Source organism: Thauera butanivorans (assembly GCF_048398245.1).
Lineage (GTDB): Bacteria > Pseudomonadota > Gammaproteobacteria > Burkholderiales > Rhodocyclaceae > Thauera > Thauera butanivorans.
In genome coordinates this window covers 3,382,572-3,402,936 of record NZ_CP183038.1, presented here as the reverse complement: position 1 = coordinate 3,402,936, position 20,365 = coordinate 3,382,572, and the positions used below count along the sequence as shown (strand labels likewise).

Annotated in this window: 19 protein-coding genes and 1 tRNA gene; 12 read left to right on the top strand and 8 right to left on the bottom strand. The window is 67.5% G+C overall.

Features of this window, described 5'->3' with window-relative positions:
• Positions 1-47 precede the first annotated feature (47 nt).
• The 7 genes from soxC to soxB all read left to right on the top strand — a co-directional run bounded on the left by soxC (position 48) and on the right by soxB (position 6,718).
• Complete coding sequence (soxC, locus tag ACNQFN_RS16490) at positions 48-1,385, top strand: sulfite dehydrogenase (protein WP_418647017.1); 1,338 nt, start codon at positions 48-50, stop codon at positions 1,383-1,385.
• Entirely contained in the window at positions 1,369-2,433 is a 1,065-nt protein-coding gene (locus ACNQFN_RS16485; protein ID WP_068636153.1) for a c-type cytochrome, read from the top strand. Before soxC ends, ACNQFN_RS16485 begins: the two co-directional genes overlap by 17 nt.
• 22 nt (positions 2,434-2,455) lie before the next feature.
• Positions 2,456-2,923: a thiosulfate oxidation carrier protein SoxY gene (soxY, locus tag ACNQFN_RS16480; protein ID WP_068636154.1), complete on the top strand. Its 468-nt coding sequence runs from the start codon at positions 2,456-2,458 to the stop codon at positions 2,921-2,923.
• Positions 2,924-2,953: 30 nt separating this feature from the next.
• Entirely contained in the window at positions 2,954-3,265 is a 312-nt protein-coding gene (soxZ, locus tag ACNQFN_RS16475) for a thiosulfate oxidation carrier complex protein SoxZ (protein ID WP_068636155.1), read from the top strand.
• Between the two features lie 94 nt (positions 3,266-3,359).
• Entirely contained in the window at positions 3,360-4,157 is a 798-nt protein-coding gene (gene soxA, locus ACNQFN_RS16470) for a sulfur oxidation c-type cytochrome SoxA (protein ID WP_418647016.1), read from the top strand.
• Positions 4,158-4,170: 13 nt separating this feature from the next.
• Positions 4,171-4,770, top strand: coding sequence for a sulfur oxidation c-type cytochrome SoxX (gene soxX, locus ACNQFN_RS16465; RefSeq protein ID WP_418647015.1), 600 nt, complete (start codon positions 4,171-4,173; stop codon positions 4,768-4,770).
• 223 nt (positions 4,771-4,993) lie between these two features.
• On the top strand, positions 4,994-6,718 hold the full coding sequence (soxB, locus tag ACNQFN_RS16460) for a thiosulfohydrolase SoxB (protein ID WP_418647014.1): 1,725 nt from the start codon (positions 4,994-4,996) through the stop codon (positions 6,716-6,718).
• Positions 6,719-6,730: 12 nt separating this feature from the next.
• Here soxB and ACNQFN_RS16455 read toward each other — a convergent pair whose 3' ends face one another.
• Positions 6,731-6,997 carry a DUF4212 domain-containing protein gene (locus tag ACNQFN_RS16455; RefSeq protein ID WP_418647013.1) on the bottom strand — a complete coding sequence of 89 codons (267 nt, stop codon included), beginning with the start codon at positions 6,995-6,997 and terminating at the stop codon, positions 6,731-6,733.
• A gap of 60 nt (positions 6,998-7,057) precedes the next feature.
• Positions 7,058-9,124, bottom strand: coding sequence for an elongation factor G (gene fusA, locus ACNQFN_RS16450; RefSeq protein ID WP_418647012.1), 2,067 nt, complete (start codon positions 9,122-9,124; stop codon positions 7,058-7,060).
• A gap of 22 nt (positions 9,125-9,146) precedes the next feature.
• Here fusA and ACNQFN_RS16445 point away from each other — a divergent pair, with 22 nt between their 5' ends.
• Positions 9,147-9,362 carry a hypothetical protein gene (locus ACNQFN_RS16445; RefSeq protein ID WP_418647011.1) on the top strand — a complete coding sequence of 72 codons (216 nt, stop codon included), beginning with the start codon at positions 9,147-9,149 and terminating at the stop codon, positions 9,360-9,362.
• A 16-nt stretch (positions 9,363-9,378) separates the two neighbouring features.
• Here ACNQFN_RS16445 and ACNQFN_RS16440 read toward each other — a convergent pair whose 3' ends face one another.
• The 6 genes from ACNQFN_RS16440 to ACNQFN_RS16415 all read right to left on the bottom strand — a co-directional run bounded on the left by ACNQFN_RS16440 (position 9,379) and on the right by ACNQFN_RS16415 (position 15,005).
• Positions 9,379-11,004, bottom strand: coding sequence for a hypothetical protein (locus tag ACNQFN_RS16440; protein ID WP_418647010.1), 1,626 nt, complete (start codon positions 11,002-11,004; stop codon positions 9,379-9,381).
• A gap of 51 nt (positions 11,005-11,055) precedes the next feature.
• Entirely contained in the window at positions 11,056-11,790 is a 735-nt protein-coding gene (locus ACNQFN_RS16435) for an LrgB family protein (protein WP_068636166.1), read from the bottom strand.
• Positions 11,787-12,149, bottom strand: a complete 363-nt coding sequence (locus ACNQFN_RS16430; protein ID WP_068636167.1) for a CidA/LrgA family protein — start codon at positions 12,147-12,149, stop codon at positions 11,787-11,789. The genes ACNQFN_RS16435 and ACNQFN_RS16430 overlap by 4 nt, the downstream gene beginning before the upstream one ends.
• Positions 12,150-12,194: 45 nt before the next feature.
• Positions 12,195-13,136, bottom strand: a complete 942-nt coding sequence (locus ACNQFN_RS16425) for a nucleoside recognition family protein (RefSeq protein WP_068636168.1) — start codon at positions 13,134-13,136, stop codon at positions 12,195-12,197.
• A 122-nt stretch (positions 13,137-13,258) separates the two neighbouring features.
• Entirely contained in the window at positions 13,259-14,218 is a 960-nt protein-coding gene (locus ACNQFN_RS16420; RefSeq protein ID WP_068636169.1) for a DMT family transporter, read from the bottom strand.
• Between the two features lie 4 nt (positions 14,219-14,222).
• Positions 14,223-15,005 (bottom strand): sulfite exporter TauE/SafE family protein, encoded by a 783-nt coding sequence (locus ACNQFN_RS16415; RefSeq protein WP_068636170.1) that lies wholly within the window; start codon positions 15,003-15,005, stop codon positions 14,223-14,225.
• Positions 15,006-15,270: 265 nt separating this feature from the next.
• Here ACNQFN_RS16415 and ACNQFN_RS16410 point away from each other — a divergent pair.
• From ACNQFN_RS16410 to ACNQFN_RS16395, 4 genes are all read left to right on the top strand, one after another.
• Positions 15,271-15,346: transfer RNA gene (locus ACNQFN_RS16410), tRNA-Thr, on the top strand.
• Positions 15,347-15,498: 152 nt separating this feature from the next.
• The gene (locus ACNQFN_RS16405; protein ID WP_068636171.1) at positions 15,499-16,749 is read left to right on the top strand and encodes an MFS transporter; all 1,251 of its coding nucleotides are present in this window, start codon (positions 15,499-15,501) and stop codon (positions 16,747-16,749) included.
• Between the two features lie 142 nt (positions 16,750-16,891).
• On the top strand, positions 16,892-17,659 hold the full coding sequence (locus tag ACNQFN_RS16400; RefSeq protein ID WP_068636172.1) for a 3-hydroxyacyl-CoA dehydrogenase: 768 nt from the start codon (positions 16,892-16,894) through the stop codon (positions 17,657-17,659).
• 171 nt (positions 17,660-17,830) lie between these two features.
• The gene (locus tag ACNQFN_RS16395) at positions 17,831-20,350 is read left to right on the top strand and encodes a heavy metal translocating P-type ATPase (protein ID WP_068636214.1); all 2,520 of its coding nucleotides are present in this window, start codon (positions 17,831-17,833) and stop codon (positions 20,348-20,350) included.
• Positions 20,351-20,365: the final 15 nt, after the last annotated feature.

Below are 20,365 nucleotides of genomic sequence, written 5' to 3'. Positions count from 1 at the left end.
CATTCATAAGCATTACTGATAGCGTATCCGGAGGGGGGATTGCACGCATGGCAGACATCGATGCCCGGTTTGGCCGGGTGAGGCCGGCACCGGAGAATTTCCTCACCGCCGAGCAGATCGTGGCGGTGAAGGACGGGCGGCGGGATTTCCTGCGCAAGGCCTTTCTGGCCGCTTCGGCGGCGATGGCGGTACCCGCAGCGGTGCGCGCTGCGGGCGAGGGTGATCCTGCGATCCTGAACCTGCCGCCGTGGAGCACTTCGCTCGGCCTGCCGGTGGCGGCGAACCCCTACGGCATGCCGTCGAGGTACGAGCGCGGCCTGCGGCGGCGCGAGAGCCCGGGCCTGACACGGGTCGGCGGCTCGTCGGTGGCGTTCACGCCCTTGCAGGGGCTGTTCGGCATCATCACGCCTTCCGGCCTGCATTTCGAGCGTCATCACCAGGGTTGGCACGACGTCGATCCGTCGAAGCACCGCCTGATGATCAACGGCCTGGTCAGGACCAATGCGGTGTTCACGATGGACGATCTGATGCGCCTGCCGTCGGTGTCGCGCATCCACTTCATCGAGTGCGGCGCCAATACCGGCATGGAGTGGGGCAACGTCGCGGTGCCCACCGTCCAGTACTCGCACGGCATGATTTCCTGTTCGGAGTTCACCGGCGTGCCGCTGAAGGAAATCCTCGACATGTGCGGTGCCGACTACAAGCAAGGCCGCTACGTGCTGGCCGAAGGCGCCGATGGCTCGTCGATGACCCGTACCATCCCGATGGAACTGATCGAGTCCGGCGAAGTCTTCGTCGCCTATGGCATGAACGGCGAGATGCTGCGTCCCGAGAACGGCTATCCGCTGCGCCTCGTGGTGCCGGGCGTGCAGGGCGTGAGCTGGGTGAAGTGGCTGCGCCGCATCGAGGTCGGCGACAAGCCCTGGGCGACCAAGGACGAGGCGGTGCATTACATCGACCTGATGCCGGATGGCCTGCACCGCCAGTACACCTCGGTGCAGGAATGCAAGTCGGTCATCACCACGCCGTCGGGCGGCCAACTGCTGCTCGACAAGGGCTTCTACAACATCTCCGGCATGGCCTGGTCGGGGCGCGGCAGGATCACCCGCGTCGATGTCTCCACCGATGGCGGCATCAACTGGCGCGAGGCGCGGCTGGAGACGCCGGTGCTGTCGAAGGCGGTCACGCGCTTCAACATCGGCTGGGTGTGGGACGGCAAGCCCGCCATCCTGCAGTCGCGCGCGGTGGATGAAACCGGCCATGTCCAGCCGAGCTACGGCCAGTTGCGCAAGGTGCGCGGCACCCGGTCCATCTACCACAACAATGCCATCCAGTCCTGGAAGGTGGTCGAGTCCGGGGAGGTCAGCAATGTCCAGGTTCTGTAAGACGCTGATCGCTCTCGGGATCCTTGCCGCCGCGGCTTCGGCGGCAGCTTTCGATCGCTATCCGGGCATCGGCCGCGCGGCGACCGAGGCCGAAGTGCGCGCCTGGGACATCGACGTGCGGCCGGATTTCACCGGCCTGCCGAAAGGTTCCGGCGACGTCGATCGCGGCATGGAATTGTGGGAAGCTCATTGCGCGAGCTGCCACGGCATCTTCGGCGAGTCCAACGAGGTGTTCACACCTATCGCCGGCGGCACCACGCTGCAGGACATCGAGACCGGCCGCGTCGCGGCGCTGATCGATGGCTCCTTCCCGCAGCGCACAACCTTGATGAAGGTACCGACGGTGTCGACGCTGTTCGACTACATCCAGCGCGCGATGCCCTGGACTGCGCCGAAGTCGCTCGCGCCCGACGACGTCTATGCGGTTCTTGCCTACCTGCTGAACCTGGGCGAAATCGTGCCGGTCGACTACGTGCTGAGCGACGAGAACATCCACGAAGTGCAGGCGCGCATGCCCAACCGCAACGGCATGACGACCGAGCACGGCATGTGGCCGGGCGCGCCCTCGTCCGGTGGCGGCCTCGGCAACGGTGGCAAGCCCGACGTCGTCAATGTGGTCTGCATGAAGGACTGCAAGGAGAAGGTGGAGATCGCCTCGGCGCTGCCCGACTATGCGCAGGATGCCCACGGCAACCTGGCGGAGCAGAACCGCCCGGTGGGCCAGACGCGCGGCAAACCCACCGGCGCGCCGGAGCCTGCGGAAGGCAGCGATGCCGTCGCCGCAGCCTCCGCCGTGCTGGCGCTTGCCAACGAAAAGGGTTGCATGGCCTGCCATGGCGTCGAGAAAGGGATCGTCGGTCCCGGTTACAATGAAATTGCCCAAAAATACCGGGGGCAGGCCGATGCCGCGGCGAAGCTGGCCGCCAAGGTGAAGGCCGGCGGCCAGGGCGTCTGGGGGGCGGTGCCGATGCCGCCCCAGGGGCATGTCGCCGACGGCGACATCGAACGGCTGGTCGAATGGATTTTGCAGGGCGCGAAAGCGCAGTAACAGCTCTATAAGGAGAGACGGGATGAATCATCAACGCAGGGATGCCCTGAAGGCAGGTGGTGGCCTGGGGGTGCTCGGGCTGCTGGCCACGGTGGGCCTGATCAGGCCGGAAACGGCTCACGCGGCCTGGAACGAGCAGGCCTTCGGCGCCAAGAGCCTGGATGCGGCGTTCGAAGTGCTCGGTGCCGGCAAGCCGGCCGTGAGCGACGACGTGGTCCTCAACACGCCGGACATCGCCGAGAACGGTGCCGTGGTACCGGTCGGCGTGGTCAGCAAGCTTCCGGGAACCGAATACGTCGCGATCATGATCGAGAAGAATCCGTACATGCTCGCCGCCAGCTTCACGATTCCCGAAGGTACCCAGGCCGAGGTGCAGACGCGCGTCAAGATGGGGCAGACCTCGGACGTCTATGCCCTGGTCAAGGCCGACGGCAAGTTCTACATGGCCAAGAAAGAAGTCAAGGTCACGCTCGGCGGCTGCGGCGGCTGATCGACGAAGAGATTCAGGAGAAATATCGAAATGGCAAGCCCGATGCGTATTCGCGCCGCCGCCAAGGATGGCGTCACCGAAGTCCGTGTGCTGATGTCGCACGTCATGGAAACCGGCCAGCGCAAGGATTCGTCCGGCGAAGTGATTCCGGCCCACTTCATCACCGAACTGACCGCCAGGCACAACGACAAGCTCGTGCTGAGCGCCGAATTCGGCCCGTCCGTTTCCACCAATCCCTATCTCGCCTTCAAGTTCAAGGGGGGCGAGAAAGGCGACAAGGTCACCGTCAGCTGGGTGGACAACAAGGGCGACTCCCGCACCGACGAAGCCCAGATTGCCTGATGCCCGTCGTGTCCGCAGCCAGGCGGGGGCGGCAAGGACGAGCCCAGGCGAGTAACGGAGAGCATGGCGGCATGGAAGCCATGGAGGAGAAAAAATGAGAAAACGAATCAAGGCCGTCGCCGTGTGCGTCGGCATTGCCCTGACGGCGCCCGCGTCGGCGCAGGAAGAACTCAATTTCGACGCTTATCGCGAGATGCTGGCGGATGGAAATCCGGCCGAACTCTACGAAATGGAAGGCGAGGAACTGTGGCGCACCGCGCGCGGACCGAAGAACGCCACGCTCGAACAGTGCGACCTGGGCCTTGGAGCGGGCGTGGTCGCGGGTGCCGCAGCGCAGTTGCCGCGCTACTTCGAGGACGCGGGCAGGGTGCAGGATCTCGAAACGCGCCTGATGTACTGCATGGATACGCTGCAGGGCATTCCGTCCAAGGAGATCATCGACGGAAAGTTCCTGCAGGGCGAGCGCGCAAGGCTGGCGGCGCTGGTGGCCTATGTCGTCACCCACTCCAAGGGCGAGAAGATTGCCGTTGATCTGTCGCACCCGAAAGTGAAGGAGATGTACGAGCTCGGCGAGCGGACTTTCTACTACCGGCTCGGGGTCATGGACTTCTCCTGTGCGTCCTGCCACAGCCAGGACGGCAAGCGCATCCGCGCCACCCAATTGCCCAACATCACCACCCGTGAAGGCGCGGCCGAAGGCTGGGGTTCGTGGCCGGCCTACCGGGTGTCCAGCTCGCAGTTCTGGACCATGCAGCACCGCCTGTGGGACTGCTTCCGCCAGCAGCGTGCGGCCGAGCCGATCTTCGGTTCGGACGTGATCATCGCGCTGTCAACCTTCATGGCGGGCAAGGGCAACGGCATCGAGGCCAAGTGGCCCGGCGTCAAGCGCTGAGGGAGCGAACGACATGAAAAAACTGTTCATTGCCGTGCCGCTGGCGCTGTGCACTTCCGTCGCCGTGGCCGACGAACTGCAGACCAAGGTCGAGGAGATGATGCTGACCTCCTTCAAGGCGAACGGCATCGCCAGCCTCGACCGCCAGAAGCAGGACGAGATCCAGCAAGCGTGCTCCAGCCCGACGCCTCCGGGCGCGGAAACCATGCAGCGGCTGCAGGCCGCAGAGATGGCCAAGATCCGGTGGCCGGCCGACGGCAACTACACCGGCGGCGACTGGAAGGAAGGGCAGAAGATCGCCGCCAGCGGCCGCGGCCTGACCTGGACCGACAAGACGCCGAACAACAACGGCGGCGGCTGCTACAACTGCCACGCGATGGATCCGAACGAAGTGTCCGAAGGCACCATCGGCCCCAGCCTCGAAGGCTATGCCAAGCTTCGCGGCAACGGCGAGGAGATCGTCAAATACACCTGGGGCAAGCTGTGGAACGCCAAGGCCTACCACGCCTGCAGCGACATGCCGCGCAATGGCTACGGCGGCATCCTCACCGAAGCCCAGATCCGCCACGTGATGGCCTTCCTGTTCGACCCCGCTTCGCCGGTCAACCAGTAAGCCCCGTCCGCTGATGCCATCGCGCAGGGCCCGAGGCTCCGGCCCCGGGCCGTTTTTTTGCCGCCGGACCGCCCCAGGGCAAAACAGCCCCCTCGGGGGGGAGCAGGGGTTTCGCGGAGCACTGCTCCGTGCCTGCGGAACGGGCCGGCTGTGCAAGGCTGGCCCTCTTGCGACCCGCGCAGCGGCGGAGCGTGGGGGCATCTTTTCGTCAAAGGAATGATCCATGTCGATGAATCGTCGTGAATTCATGCAGATGCTGGCGGTGGCAGCGGCTGGTGGCATGAGCCTGCATTCGGGTTTCGCGCGCGCGCAGCAAGCGGCCGCCGCCCTGTACGACATGCCTGCGTTCGGCAATGTCAGCCTGCTGCACATGACCGACTGCCACGCGCAACTGCTGCCGATCCATTTCCGCGAGCCCAGCGTCAACCTCGGCATCGGCAACATGTCGGGCAAGGTGCCGCACCTCGTCGGCGAGCACCTGCTGAAGCACTTCGGCATCCGGCCCGGCAGCATCGAGGCGCATGCCTTCACCTACCTGGATTTCGTCGAGGCGGCGAAGACCTACGGCAAGGTCGGCGGCTTCGCCCACCTGGCGACGCTGGTCAAGCAGTTGAAGGCCAGCCGCCCCGGCGCGCTGCTGCTCGACGGCGGCGACACCTGGCAGGGCTCGGCCACCGCGCTGTGGACGAAGGCGCAGGACATGGTCGACGCCTGCAAGCTGCTCGGCGTGGATGTGATGACGCTGCACTGGGAATCGACCTACGGCGCCGAGCGCGTCAAGGAAATCGAGGAGAAGGATTTCGCCGGCCGCATCGACATCGTCGCCCAGAACGTGAAGACCACCGATTTCGAGGATCCGGTCTTCAAACCCTACGTCATCCGCAACATCAACGGCGTACCGGTGGCGATCGTCGGCCAGGCCTTCCCCTACACGCCGATCGCCAATCCGCGCTGGATGACGCCGGACTGGAGCTTCGGCATCCAGGAGCAGGGCATGCAGGAGGCGGTCGATGCCGCACGGGCGGAAGGCGCCCAGGTGGTCGTCGTGCTGTCGCACAACGGCATGGACGTCGACCTCAAGCTGGCCAGCCGCGTCACCGGCATCGACGCCATCTTCGGCGGCCACACCCACGACGGCATGCCGGCGCCGACCGTGGTGGACAACGCGGGCGGCAAGACCCTGGTCACCAATGCGGGCTCCAGCGGCAAGTTCCTCGGCGTGATGGATTTCGACGTCAGGGACGGCAAGGTGGCGGATTTCCGCTACCGGCTGCTGCCGGTATTCGCCAACCTGCTGCCGGCCGACCCGGACATGGCCGCCTTCATCGACAAGGTCCGCGCGCCCTTCCTCGAAAAACTCGGCGAGCCGCTCGCCGTCACCGAAGGCCTGTTGTACCGCCGCGGCAACTTCAACGGCTCGTGGGACCAGCTCATCGTCGATGCGCTGATCGCCGAAAAGGATGCCGAACTGGCGTTCTCGCCCGGCTTCCGCTGGGGCACTTCGCTGCTGCCGGGCGACACCATCACGATGGAGCACCTGCTCGACCAGACCGCGATCACCTATCCGTGGACCACGCTCACCGAGATGAGCGGCGAGATGATCAAGACCATCCTGGAAGACGTCGCCGACAACCTGTTCAACCCCGACCCCTACTACCAGCAGGGCGGCGACATGGTGCGGGTGGGCGGCCTGCAATATACCTGCGATCCCGCTGCGCCGATGGGGCGGCGCATCGACGACATGATGCTGAAGGGCAAGCGCATCGAGCCGGGCAAGACCTACAAGGTCGCCGGCTGGGCGCCGGTGGCGGAAGAGGCGAGGGATTCGGGCCCCGCCGTGTGGGACGTGGTGGCCAGCCATCTGCGTGCGCAGAAGGTGGTTACCCAGCAGGCGCTGAACCTGCCGGAGCTAAAAGGCGTTGGCGGCAATCCGGGCCTGGTGCTCTGAGCCCGGCCGGCGCTACGGGCGTTCGCCGACGCCGTAGCGCCGGTCGAGGCGGCCCATCACGATCACATACACCATGATGATCAGCAGATAGACCACCAGCGATCCCTGGGCGAGGATGTAGAAGCCCAGCGGAAAGCCGAGGAAGTGGATGGCGTTGAGCTCGTCGGCGAAATAGCCGGCGACGAAGGTCACGCCGAACCACACCGCCAGCAGCCCGCAGGTCAGCAGCAGGTTGCGGCGCCAGTAGGCGCGTTGCGCCGTGCTCAGTTCCGTCCTCATATCCGGTCACGGCCTCGCCGCCGGCCCGGCCGGCGGCGAGGGGTCGCGCTTCGTCCCGTGTCAGTGTGCGCCGTTGCCGCCATTGCCGTTCCCGTTGCCGGCGTGGGCCTGCGCCAACTGGCTCTGGATCTCGACCGGCGCCGCCTCGTAGCCGCCGGCGCTGAGCATGAACTCGCTTTCGCCGGCGCAGATGGATTTCAGCCGGCTTTCGAAGCCGTCCAGGCTGGCCATCGGCACGCGGGCCGAGATCAGCGTCCAGCCCGCCGTCGGGCTGTCGGTGCTGGTCAGGCGGCCGCGGCGCCCGGCCAGCTCGGCGCTGACGTCGCCGAAGCGGGCATCGGCCACCTTCACCTGCACGTCGAGCAGCGGCTCCAGCACTTGCGGCCTGGCCGCCAGCACCGCTTCGATCAGCGCATGGCGGGCCGCGGTGACGAAGGAGATTTCGTTCGAGTCCACCGCGTGATGCTTGCCGTCGGTGACCACCACGCGCAGATCCTGGAGCGGGAAGCCGGCATAAGCGCCTTCGGCCAGCGCCTGGCGCACGCCTTTCTCCACCGCCGGCATGAAGTGGGTCGGAATCGCGCCGCCCTTGACCTCGTCCGCCAGTTCGATGCCGGCGCCGCGCTCCAGCGGCTCGACGCGCAGCGCGACTTCGCCGAACTGGCCGGCGCCGCCGCTCTGCTTCTTGTGGCGGTAGCGCGCCTCGGCGGCCACGCTGATGGTCTCGCGGTAGGGAATGCTGGGCGGCGCGGTATCGAGCTGCAGGTTCCAGCGCGCCGCCAACTCGTCGAGCACGATCTTCAGGTGCTGCTCGCCCAGGCCGCGCACCACGGTGCGGCGGTTGCGGTGGTCGAAGCTCACCTCGAGGCAGGGGTCTTCCTCGGTGAGCCGGGCCAGCGCCTCGGACAGCTTCTGCTCGTCGGCCGGCTTGCGCGTCATCAGCGCGAGGCCGAACACCGGCTGCGGATAGGCGGTGGGGGCGAGATGGAAGAAGTCCTCGTCGTGCGAGTCGTGCAGCACCGCGTCGCGCGCCAACTCGTCGACGCGCGCCACTGCGCACAGGTCGCCGGGCACCGCGAGTGCGGTCTCCACCGCGGTCCTGCCCTGCATGCGCAGCAGGTGGGCGACCTTGAAGGGCTTGCGGCCGTCGCCGACGAAAAGCTGCGAACTGGGCGTGACCCTGCCCTGATGGACGCGGAACAACCCCAGCTTGCCGCGATAGGGGTCGTTGGCGATCTGGAACACGTGCGCGACCACATGGCGGTCGGCCTCGGGCAGCACCGCGACCGGCTCGGCATTGGCGCCTTCGCCTTTCAGGAAGGCCGGCGGATTGCCCTCGGTGGGATCGGGCGCGAGCTTGCCGAGGATGTCGAGCAATTCGCGCACGCCGGCGCGGCTGCGGGCGGAGACGAAGCACACCGGCACCAGATGGCCTTCGCGCAAGGCCTGTTCGAAAGGCGCGTGCAACTGTTCGGGGTCGAGCGATTCGCCCTGTTCCAGGTACTTCGCCATCAGCTCTTCGTCGAGCTCGACGATCTGGTCGACGATCGCGTCATGGGCCGCGCCGACGCTGGAGAAGGCGGTGGCGGCGTCGTTCTGCGGGGCGAAGAAGCAGTCGATGACGCGGCCGCCGTCGCTCGATGGCAGGTTGATCGGCAGGCATTCGCGGCCGAATTCGGCGACGATCGCTTCCATCAGCGCGCCGAAGTCGACGCCGCCGGCGTCGATCTTGTTCACCACGATCATGCGGCATTTGCCCTGCGCCGCTGCCATCATGCGACGGGCGACGCTTTCCACGCCGGCGGCGGCATCGATGACCACCGCGGCGGTGTCGACCGCCGGCAGCGCGACCAGCGCGCGGCCGGCGAGATCGGGCAGGCCCGGGGTGTCGAGCAGGTTGATCCAGTGTCCGGCCCATTCCAGATGCACCAGCGCCGCATGCAGCGAGTGGCCCATGGCCTTTTCCTGCGGGTCGAAGTCCGACACGGTGTCGCCGCGCTCGACGCTGCCGGCCGTACCGATCTCGCCCGCGGCGGCGAGGAGGGTCTCGATCAGCGTGGTCTTGCCGCAGCCGGCATGGCCGAACAGGGCGAGGTTGCGGATGTCGTGTACCGAGCTGGGTGTCATCGTGGGCCTCCAGGGTTGTGGAATGGCCTCAAGTGTCCGCCAGCCCGGCGCGGAAGACAATGCGAAAGGTCAACGCGTGACCTGGCAGCCGGCGGGCGGAACGGGGCGCCCGCCGGGCCTGTCTGGCGACGTGCCCCGGCTTGCCATGCAGTTGTGCGCGCTCGACGAGGACGAGCGCGAATTCGCCCTCGATACCTTGAGGCGCTTCTGCGCCTTGTCGGCGCGCCGGCGGCCGTAGCAGGCTTGCTGCCGGCTCAGGCGCTGCGCAGCCCCAGCAGCCGCGTCAGCAGGATGGCGCCGAGTGGCAGCAGCAGGCCGACCAGGGTCACGGTGACGAGCAGGGCGCCCAGGTGGCCGTAGTCGGCGGGCGTGGCGACGATACCGGTGGCGGCGTCCTTCACCTCGCGGGTGATGGTGAAGATCTGGTTCAGGTACTTGGTGCCGAGTTGCGAGGCCGACAGCGCCAGGTTGGTGAAGGAAGCCATCACGGCGAAGAAGGTCGCCTTCAGGTGGGACGGCGCGGAATTGGCGATCCACGCCAGCATCGGCACCATCGAGACTTGGCCGAGCGGCGATTCGAGCGCGGTGTTGGCGAGCGCGATGAAGCGCGCGTCCACCACGCCGCCGGTATGGGCGGCAGTCCATTCGTGCAGGCCGTGGAACATGCCGATGGCGGGCAGCGACAGCAGGGTCGAGGCGAGCGTCAGGAAGATGACGATGTCGACGATGGTCTTTTCCGCCATGAAGCGGCGGAACAGGAACAGGCCGGCCAGCGTCAGGGTGCTGACGAGCAGGTCGAGGCGGGACAGGAAGCTCTGGTCGAAACCGAGTTCGTCGATCATCCACCAGGTCATGCCGGCACCGGGCAGCGGCAGCGCGCGGAAGGCGAAGATGACGATGATGGTGCCGAGCAGCGTGCGCGCGGCCTCGGGCGAGAGTTCGCGCAGCAGCCGGTGGATCATGAAACCGATGATGGCGAAGGAGGTGGCGAAGATGATTTCCTGCGCATAGGCGAAGCCGGACAGGCCGACGCCGATGCTCAGGGCGACGAAGGCCGCGCTGCTGCCCAGGATCCACCAGTTGGCCTGGGTTTTTTCTTCCGGCGCATGAAGCATGCGCTCGATGTCGGCGGAGCTGTGCCCGCGTGCGGCCAGCCGGCGTGCTTCGCGGCGCTTGAGAACGCCCGCCAGCACCACGCCGCTGACCGACAGCAGCGGGATGACGAGCGCCAGTTCGTAGATGCGCAGGTAGATGGCGGCCTTGTCGGTTTCGGACAGATTCTCCGAACCCTGGAACATCGCCACATTGACCAGCGACACCAGCACCGAGCCACCGATGATGGCGACGCGGCCCAGCATCTGCATGGTGGTGTGCATCAGGCGCACGGTGCCGGCATCGATCGGCCGGCCGTGCTCATCGACGCGCGGCACGGCTTCGACCGTCATCGCGTCGGCGACCGCATCCTGCAGCACGTAGCCGACCGGCGACAGCAGCGTGGACAGCACGAACCAGGCTTCGGCAGGCATCACCGCGCGCATCGCGTCCGGCTTGCCGACGAGGCCGATCATGATCAGCAGGCTGACGGCGATCAGCGCGGCGCCCAGATAGACCAGCCCGGCCTTGTAGCGCCACAGCAGGTCGACCAGGTGGCCGATCGGCATTTTCAGCGACCACGGAATGTAGGCCCAGAAGGCAAGCGCGGCGAGGAAGGCCGCCGACAGGCCGAGATGGTCCTTGACGAAGAAGGTGCCGACGATGGCGGTCAAGGTCGATACGCCTGCCGCGCAATACACCATCAGCGGCGGCAGGTAGGAGAGCCGCATTTCACGGCCGAGTTCGAGAATGTTGCGGTCTATCCAGCGCTGGAAGGCGGTCAGCAAGCGTGCGTCCTCGGCATCGATTCGTTACGGCGCCAGGCGTGGAGGGGAAGCTCAGCGACCGAGCAACCGCTCCAGCCAGGGCATGATCCAGGGCAGGGACAGCGCGGTGAGGAGACCGTTCAGTCCCATCGCCAGCGCGGCGAAGGCGCCCGCCTGCTCGCTGACCTGGAAGGCCCGTGCAGTGCCGATGCCGTGCGATGCCAGGCCGATGGCAAAGCCGCGGACGGCGTAGTCGTCGATGCGCAGCCAGCGGTAGAGATAGGGGGCGCAGACGGCACCGAGCACGCCGGTCAGCATCACCAGCGCCGCGGCCAGCGCCGGCAGGCCGCCGAGCGGCTCCGCCACCGCCATCGCGATCGGCATGGTCACGCTCTTGGGCGCGAGCGACATCAGCGAAGGCTGGCTGGCACCGAGCAGGGCGCCGATGCCATAGGCCGACAGTGCGGCCGTCAGCGAACCGACCGCCAGCGCGATCATCAGCGGCCCGGCCATCGCCTTCAGGCGCGGCCACTGGGCGTAGAGCGGGATGGCGAGCGCCACCGTTGCCGGGCCGAGCAGGAAATGCACGAACTGGGCACCGTCGAAATAGGCGCCATAGTCCATGCCGCTCAGGGCCAGCACCGTGGCCACCATCATGATCGCGAGCATCACCGGGTTGGCGAGGGGGTGGTAGCCGGCACGCTTGTACAGCCAGAAGGCGGCCTGGTAGGCGACCAGCGTCAGCGTCAGGCCCAGCAGCGGCGAGGCCGACAGGTAGACCCAGAGTTCGGTCAGGCGGGGGGTCATGGTTGTGCGCTCCCGCCGGCCTTGCGCCGCTTGATCAGCGCGTCGAGCACCAGCGCGGTGACGACGATGGCAAGGAAGGTGCTGCCGACCAGCGCGGCGGCCAGCGGCAGCCATTCGGCCGCGATCAGGTCGCCATAGAGCACGATGCCGGTGCCGCCGGGGATGAACAGCAAGGACAGGTGCTGCAACAGCTTGCCGGCGGACTGGCGCAGGTTTTCGCCCGGCCCGCCGCGCAGCAGCAGGGCGAGGAAGAGCAGTGCCATGCCGATCACCGGGCCGGGCACCGGCAGGCCGAGCCCGCGTGCGATGACTTCGCCGGCGAGCTGGAACACGAGTAGCAGGGTAAGGGCTGCGATCATGGGATTCGTGAATGTGGCGGAGGGTGGGGGTGGAAAAGGGGGGGCCTATGCCGGCAGCAGCGCATGGCCCGCAGTGCGCAGCGCGATGCCGCAGACAGCGCCCAGCGCGGCGGGTTTCCATACCCGGGCCACGCGTGGCCCGGCCGAGATCAGGACGGCGACGCCGGCCACGTCCAGCGGGTGGATCAGGAAGCCGGCACTGGCATTGAGGGTGGCCACGCTGGCCGCGCCGGATTTCAGCATCTCGTCCATCACGCCCATCATCGCCGTGCCGCCGGCGATGCACTTGGTCAGGGTCAGCAGGATCAGCGCGGGATCGATGCCGAGGAAATTCAGCACTGGCGTCAGCGCGCCGGTCAGCGCGTCGATCGTGCCGCTGGCGCGCAGCGCCATCACGGCCACCAGTGCCAGCACCAGCATCGGGATCGAGCCGACGGAAATCTTGAAGGCTTCGGCGCCGGCACGGTTGATGACGTCGAGCACGCCCTTGGCATCGTCGGCGACGCGGTGGTGCAGGGTTTCGTCGAGCTTCGCTTCGCTTGCCGACAGGCGGCGGCCGAAGCCATGGTAGGTCACTGCCGCGGCGACGATGCCGCCCGCCAGCGATAGCAGCAGCGCCGGCCCGAAGGACAGGCCCATCGCGGCCATCGGGAAGGTGACGTTGGCCTGCGCCATCGCCATCACCAGCGCCAGCGTGGCAGCGAGGTGGCGGTCCGAGGCGCCGCGACTTTCCATCATCGTCAGCGTCGCGATCGGCGCGGCGAAGCTGACGAAGTTGATCTGCACGGCGGCGAACACCCCCAGCCCGGTCAGGCCGGCCGGCCGCAGCAGCGGGGCGAGCCGGGCGACGAGCCAGTCGAGCATGCCGCGTGCTTCGAGCAGGCGCATCAGCGACAGCATCACGACCATGATGGGCAGCAGCACGAACAGCGCCAGCTCCACCGCGGAGCGGCCAGCCTCGAGGATGATCTGGGTGAGGAGGTCCATGGTCTTGGGGTGGCGGGCTGGCGAAGAGCCTCGAGCTGAAGGGATGCGTGGCGGCGCGGGGGTCGATGATAAAGGCTGGCAGGGCGGCGGTCGAATGCTGGCAAGCGGCGAGGGCCGCGCACTCAGCCTTCAGCCCGCCCGTCCTGGCCACGGCGGAACACCCGCACGCCAAAACTGACGCCCGCCACCAGCAGCGCGATGCCGGCTGCCTCCGCCAGCGTGGGCCAGCGCTGGTACCAGATGAAGGCATAGAGCAGGGCTGCGAGCGTTTCGAACACGATCATCTGGCCCACCAGGGCGGCGGGCAGCAGGTGGCTGGCCTTGTTCCACAGCAAGGTGCCGAGCCAGGAGGCGGCGAGACCGAGCAGCAGGCACATGCCGGCGAAGAGTGCCGGCCGCGGGCCCAGCGGCCAGTCGAAGCTGCTGCCGGGCACCAGCTCGTTCCATGCCGCGTAGCCGATGCCGGCCAGCAGCGCGATCGGCAAGGTCGCGAGCCCCTGGGCGGTGGCCCAGGGGCGCGACAGGCCCGGACCGCGTGCGCGCAGCCAGCGACTGTTGCGGATCGGATACCAGGTCCAGCAGGCAAGGGCCAGGACGGCAAAGGCGAGTCCCGGCAGGGTATCCGTGTGCAGGCTGGCGTCGGCTCCGCCACCGCTGTCGCCATGCACGACCAGCAGCCCGGCCAGGATCAGTACCAGCGGCAGCAGCAGCCGCGACCAGCGTACGGCGTCCCCGCCGCCGCGGTCGGCGAGGTTGGCGCACACGGCGATCACCACCGGCAGCGTGCCGATGATCAGCGTGGGCAGCGGCGCGCCGGCAAGCTGGATGGCGGTGGCCAGGGTGGCGTAGTAGAGCAGGTTGCCGACCAGTGCCAGTCTGGCGGCCTCGATCCAGTCGGCGCGGCTCAGGCGGCCGAGGGCGTGGCGGTCGAACCAGGCCAGGCCGAGCGCGAGGACGCCGAAGGCGAGGTAGCGGCCCACGGCGAGCATGAAACCCGGGTATTCGCCCAGCACCAGCGGGGCGAGGAACACCAGCCCCCATAGCAGGCCGGCGCCGAGCGCGGCGAGCAGGCCGGCAAGCATGCTTTCAGAGCGCCTTGCCGAAGTAATAGACCGTCAGTACGCTGCCGACGCCGATGATGAAGCGCCGCAGCCAGATCGCCGGGACCTTGCGGGCAACGGCCGCGCCCCAGTAGCCGCCGACGGTGCCGGTCAGGATCATGATGATGGTGTGCGGCCACGACACCGCGCCGGCGATGACGAAGGTGAGCACCGCCACGCTGTAGATGATGGCCGACAGCCAGTTCTTCAGCGCGTTGATCTCGAGCACGTCCTTGAAGCCCTGGATGGCGAGCGCGGCGATCATCAGGATGCCCATGCCGGCGCCGAAGAAGCCGCCGTAGATCGACACCACCAGCTGGAAAGCGAAGCCGCCCGGGCCGATGTGGTGTTCATCCGTTCCGGCGGGCGTGGGTTTCCAGCGCTTGACCAGTGCAGAGATCTGGTTGCTGAAGGCGAACAGCACCGTGGCGGCCAGAAGCAGCCACGGAATCAGCCGGGAGAAGGATTCGTTAGACGTCGCCAGCAGCAGCAGGCCGCCGGCGATGCCGCCGATGAAGGCGACGACCGACAGCATCGGCAGGCTCTTCGAGAAGCGCTTGAGTTCGCGGCGGAAGGCCCAGGCGCCGGCAAGGCTGCCTGGCCACAGCGCGACCGCGTTGCTGGCATTGGCGATGACCGGCGGTACGCCGACCGCGAGCAGCGCCGGGAACGAGAAGAAGGTGCCGCCGCCGGCGACCGAGTTCACCGCACCGGCAGCAAATGCGGCAATGCCGATGAGGGCGATTTCGAAGAGGTCGAGGCCGGCCATGGCGGGATGAGCGGAAAGACGGGAGGTTCAGGTGCGGGCGCCGGCATGCGGCAGCGTTGGCGCGGCTGCCGGGGGCATGCCCCCGGCGTCGCGTTCTGATTGGAGCGTGTCTCCTCCTGCCCCGAATGGGGGCGAAGTGTAGTGCAGGCGACCAAAAAAATGAACATGGGCGAAAAAGTTTTTTTCATCGATTTTGCGAACTCGGAATCAAAAATCGGGCTTTGCTTGAAACTGCCGTGGCAATGGGCTATAGTCCGCGCCCTCAGCCGGCATAGCTCAGTTGGTAGAGCAGCGCATTCGTAATGCGAAGGTCGGGGGTTCGACTCCTCTTGCCGGCACCAGAATCAAGCAAAAAGGCCATTCCTTCGGGGCTGGCCTTTTTGCTTTTCCGGTTCCGGCCGCGGGGGCCTGTCGCTGCGGCGCGCGGCCTGCGTGCAGAAAAGGAAGGGCATGGTGATGGTCGTCGTCGGGGCTCACATGGGTGGAGCCGGGCATGCAGGCTGATTCCTCTGGGGTACGCAGCGCCTTGCCCGGCCCGATCCGCGCGCTGGGGCACCGCAACTTCCGCTATTACTTCCTGGGGCAGGTGGTATCGATCCTCGGCACCTGGATACAGCAGGTGGCGATGTCGTGGCTGGTCTATCGGCTGACCGGGTCGGTGGCGCTGCTCGGCATCACCACGTTTGCCGCGCTGGTGCCGATGCTGGTGGTGGCCCCCCTGGCGGGGGCCTGGATCGACCGCCACGACAAGCGCCGGCTGCTGATCCTGGTGCAGGGCTTGCTGGCGCTGCAGGCCCTGTCGCTGGCAGTGCTGACCCGGTTCGAACTGGTCGGACCGGACCTGCTGGTCGCGATGTCGGTGCTGCTGGGGGGGTTGAATGCCTTCGATACGCCGCTGCGGCAGTCGCAGATCAACAGCTTCGTCGGCAACCGGGCCGATCTGCCGAATGCCCTGGCGCTGAATGCGATGGCCTTCAATTCGGGGCGTTTTCTCGGGCCGCCGCTGGCCGGACTGCTGCTCGGGCTGACTTCGGAGGCATTCTGCTTTGCGCTCAATGCCCTGTCGTTTGCCGCGCTGGCCTTCGGCGTGTGGCGGATTCGCGTGGCGCCATCGCCGCGCGCGAGCGGCAGCACGGCCTCGGTGTTCCGCGAAGGCCTGGCATATGTTTGGAGTACGTATGCGATCCGGACGCTGATCCTCACGCTGGCGATGACGAACCTGACGGCATCGAGCTATGCGGTATTGTTGCCGGTGTTCGCGAAGGATGTCTTCGCTGGCGATGCGCGCATGCTCGGCATGCTGTGGGGGGCGGCCGGCGCGGGCGCCTTCCTCGGCACGGTGTTCCTTGCCACGCGCAAGCACCTGCCCGGCCTGGTGGAGGTGATCCTCAGCGGCGCGGCGATCGGTGCGCTGGGCCTGCTGGTGTTCTCGTACAACCGTTTCCTGCCCGTCTCGCTGCTGGCCATGGGCATGCTGGGCCTGGGCATCTCGATCGGCAACGTCGCCACCAACATGCTGTTGCAGACCCTGGCGCCCGACCATCTGCGGGGGCGGGTCGTGTCCTTCTTCAGTTCGACGCGCTTCGGTTTCGACGCCATCGGCGGTCTGCTTGCCGGCTTGCTGGCGGCACAGGTCGGCGCACAGCGGGCGATGCTGATCGAGGGGTTGGTACTGGCGATGTTCGTCGTCTGGGTGCTCGGCAGCCGAAGCCGCCTGCGCGATGAGGTCGTGAGCCGGGTCTGAGCGCAGATGGCGCCTTGGGGCCGTCCGGCGGGGAGGGGCGGGCCAGGGCGGAGGGTCGGTTGTTATTGACGTTAACGTCAACGTGAACTATGTTTGCAGGCTGAGGTTCAGATATATCAGTCTACAGACGGGGAGGTTGGCGATGCAGATCGAAAACGGTGTATTCGTTGTGACCGGCGGCGGCTCGGGCCTGGGTGCCGCGACGGCGCGCATGCTGGTGGGTGCGGGGGGCAGGGTCGTGCTGGCCGATGTCAATCGCGAGGCGGGAGAGGCGCTGGCCACCGAACTGGGTGCTGCCGCGGCCTTCGTCGCCACCGACGTCACCGACGAGGCGAGCGGCAAGGCGGCGATCGATCGTGCGGTGTCGGGCTTCGGCGGCCTGAACGGCCTCATCAACTGCGCCGGCGTGGCGCCGGCCGAAAAAGTCGTCGGCCGCGAGGCGCCGCATCGGCTGGATTCGTTCGCCCGTACCGTGTCGATCAACCTGATCGGCACCTTCAACATGATCCGGCTGGCGGCCGACGTCATGAGCAAGGCCGAGGCGGACGCCGGTGGCGAGCGGGGCGTGATCGTCAACACGGCGTCGGTTGCCGCGTTCGACGGGCAGATCGGGCAGGCAGGCTATGCCTCGTCCAAGGCCGGCGTGGTCGGGTTGACGCTGCCGGTGGCGCGCGAGCTGTCGCGCTTCGGTATCCGGGTCATGGCGATCGCGCCGGGCATCATGGAAACGCCGATGCTGATGGGGATGCCCCAGGAAGTGCAGGATTCGCTGGGCAAGATGGTTCCTTTCCCGTCGCGTCTCGGCAAGCCGGCCGAGTTCGCCGGGCTGGTGCGCCACATCATCGAGAACGCCTACCTGAACGGCGAGGTGATCCGCCTCGACGGTGCCATTCGCATGGCGGCAAAGTGAGCATCGGGTGAGCTCCCCCGCCTGCGCTGCGGCGCACCGCCGCAGCGCGCGGCCGTGCAATGGCCGGGCAGGGGGAAATGTGCTAAAAACGGGTCATCCCGACGGGCCGCCCCGTTTCGACCGCCTCTGAAGGATGTGTCCTTCAGAGGCGGCTTCACATTGCTGTTGCCGATGACCGCTGCCGACCCTTCTGCCGTTTCTCCCCCTGTCGACTCGTCGTCCGTCGCCGCAGCCCAGGCCCAGGAGGCCGACTGCTATCACTGCGGCCTGCCCATCCCGCCCGAAACGCAGCACTATGTTCGCATCGATGGCCGCGACAGGCGGATGTGCTGTGTCGGCTGCGAGGCCGTTGCCCGCTCCATCGTCGACAATGGCCTGGTGGACTACTATCGCCACCGCGATGCAATGCCCGAGACGCGGCGCGAGGCGATGCCGGTCGAGTTGCAGGAACTCGGGCTGTTCGACCATCCGGATTTCCAGAAGAGTTTCGTCCGCCCGGTGGGCGAGCACGAGCGCGAAGCGTCGCTGATCCTGGAAGGCATCACCTGTGCCGCCTGCGTGTGGCTGAACGAGAAGCACGTCGCCCGCCAGGAAGGCGTGTCCGCGGTCGAGATCAACTATGCGACGCGGCGTGTGCGGGTGCGCTGGGACGAGCGCAGGATCAAGCTTTCCGACATTCTCGGCGCCATCCAGGCGATCGGCTACCGCGCCTATCCCTATGATGCCGAGCGTTCCGAGCAGATCGCCGACCGCGAGCGCCGCTCGATGCTGTGGCGGGTGTTCGTCGCCGGTTTCGGCATGATGCAGGTCATGATGTACGCCTTCCCCGTCTATGTGGCGGGCGAGGGCGACATGAGCTGGAACATGGAGCTGCTGATGCGCTGGGCCAGCCTGCTGCTGACCCTGCCGGTGGTGCTGTATTCGGCGGCGCCCTTCTTCCAGCGTGCGGTGCGCGACATCCGCCTGCGCCGGCTGGGCATGGACGTGCCGGTCGCGGTGGGCGTGGGCAGCGCCTTCCTTGCCAGCCTGTGGGCGACACTGACCGATGGGCCGGAAGTGTATTTCGACTCGGTGACGATGTTCGTGTTCTTCCTGCTGGGCGGGCGCTACCTGGAGATGGTGGCGCGCCAGAAGGCGGTGCGCGGCGTCGAGGAACTGGGCAAGGTGCTGCCGTCCTTCGCCGAGCGGCTGGCGGGCTGGCCCGAACAGCTCGTCGCCGAGCGCGTGCCGGCGTCGCAACTGGCGGCGGGCGACGTGCTGCGGGTCCGCCCGGGTGAAGTGATCCCGGCCGATGGCGTCGTCGTCGAGGGCGTGGGCGACGTCAACGAGGCCTTGCTGACCGGAGAGAGCCTGCCCGTCGCCAAGCGGGCCGGCGATCTGCTGACCGGCGGCAGCATCAACGTGTCGTCGCCGCTGCTGTTCCGCGTCGAGCATGTCGGCGACGAGACGCGGCTGGCGGCCATCCGCCGGCTGATGGAGCGTGCGGCGACGGAGAAGCCGCGCGTCGCGACGCAGTCCGACAAGGTGGCGGAGTGGTTCATCGTGACGCTGCTGGCGCTGGCCAGCCTGACCGGGATCGCGTGGTATTTCATCGACAGCGAACGGGCCTTGTGGGTGTTCGTGTCGGTGCTGGTGGTTGCCTGCCCGTGCGCCCTGTCGCTGGCCACGCCGACCGCGCTCACCGTGGGCACCGACGCCATGGCGCGCATGGGCGTGCTGGTCACGCGCGGCCATGCCATCGAAACGCTGGCCAATGCCACGCACTTCGTGTTCGACAAGACCGGCACGCTGACCCACGGGCGTATGCGGCTGGACGAGGTCCTGCCGCTCGGCGGGCGGAATGCAGCCGAACTGACCGCGCTGGCCGCGGCGATCGAACAGGGCTCCGAACATCCGGTGGCCGCCGGCCTGCGCGAGGCGGCGCAGGACATGGCGCTGCCGGCGGTGCACGCGCTGCGTGCCGAGACGGGGCAGGGCATGCAGGGGGTCATGAATGGCGAGGCATTCTGGATCGGCCGCCCCCAGTACGTCGCCGAGGCTGCCGGGCTGACGCCGCCCACCGTGCTCGAAACCTTCGCCGAGCGCGGCGGAACGGTGGTGGCGCTGGCTTCCGCCGCGGGCTGGCAGGGATTGTTCAGGCTGGCCGATACGCTGCGTGCCGGGGCCGGCCCCCTGGTGCGGCAGCTTGCCGAGGACGACATCGAGCTCGGCGTGCTGTCCGGCGACGCACCGCGTGCGGTTGCCGCGGTCGCGGATGAACTGGGCATTGCCGAAGCGCATGGCGGCATGAGTCCGCAAGGCAAGCAGGCCTGGATCGCCGGCCTGCAGAAGACGCCGACGGCGGTGGTGGCGATGGTCGGCGACGGCGTCAACGATGCGCCGGTGCTGGCCCAGGCCCACGTCTCGGTGGCGATGGGCGGCGGCACGGAACTGGCCCGCAACCAGGCCGACATCGTGCTGCTCAACGAAAACCTCGGCAGCCTCGGGCAGGCGGTGCTGCTTGCGCGCAAGACGCTGCGGATCATCCGCCAGAATCTGTGGTGGTCCTTCGCCTACAACTTCACTTCGGTGCCGCTGGCGATGCTGGGCCTGGTCACGCCCTGGATGGCCGGTGTCGGCATGGCCGGCAGCTCGCTGCTGGTGGTGTTGAACGCGATGCGCCTGCAGCGCGTGCCGCGCACCGGCAAATAAGGGAATGGACGAACC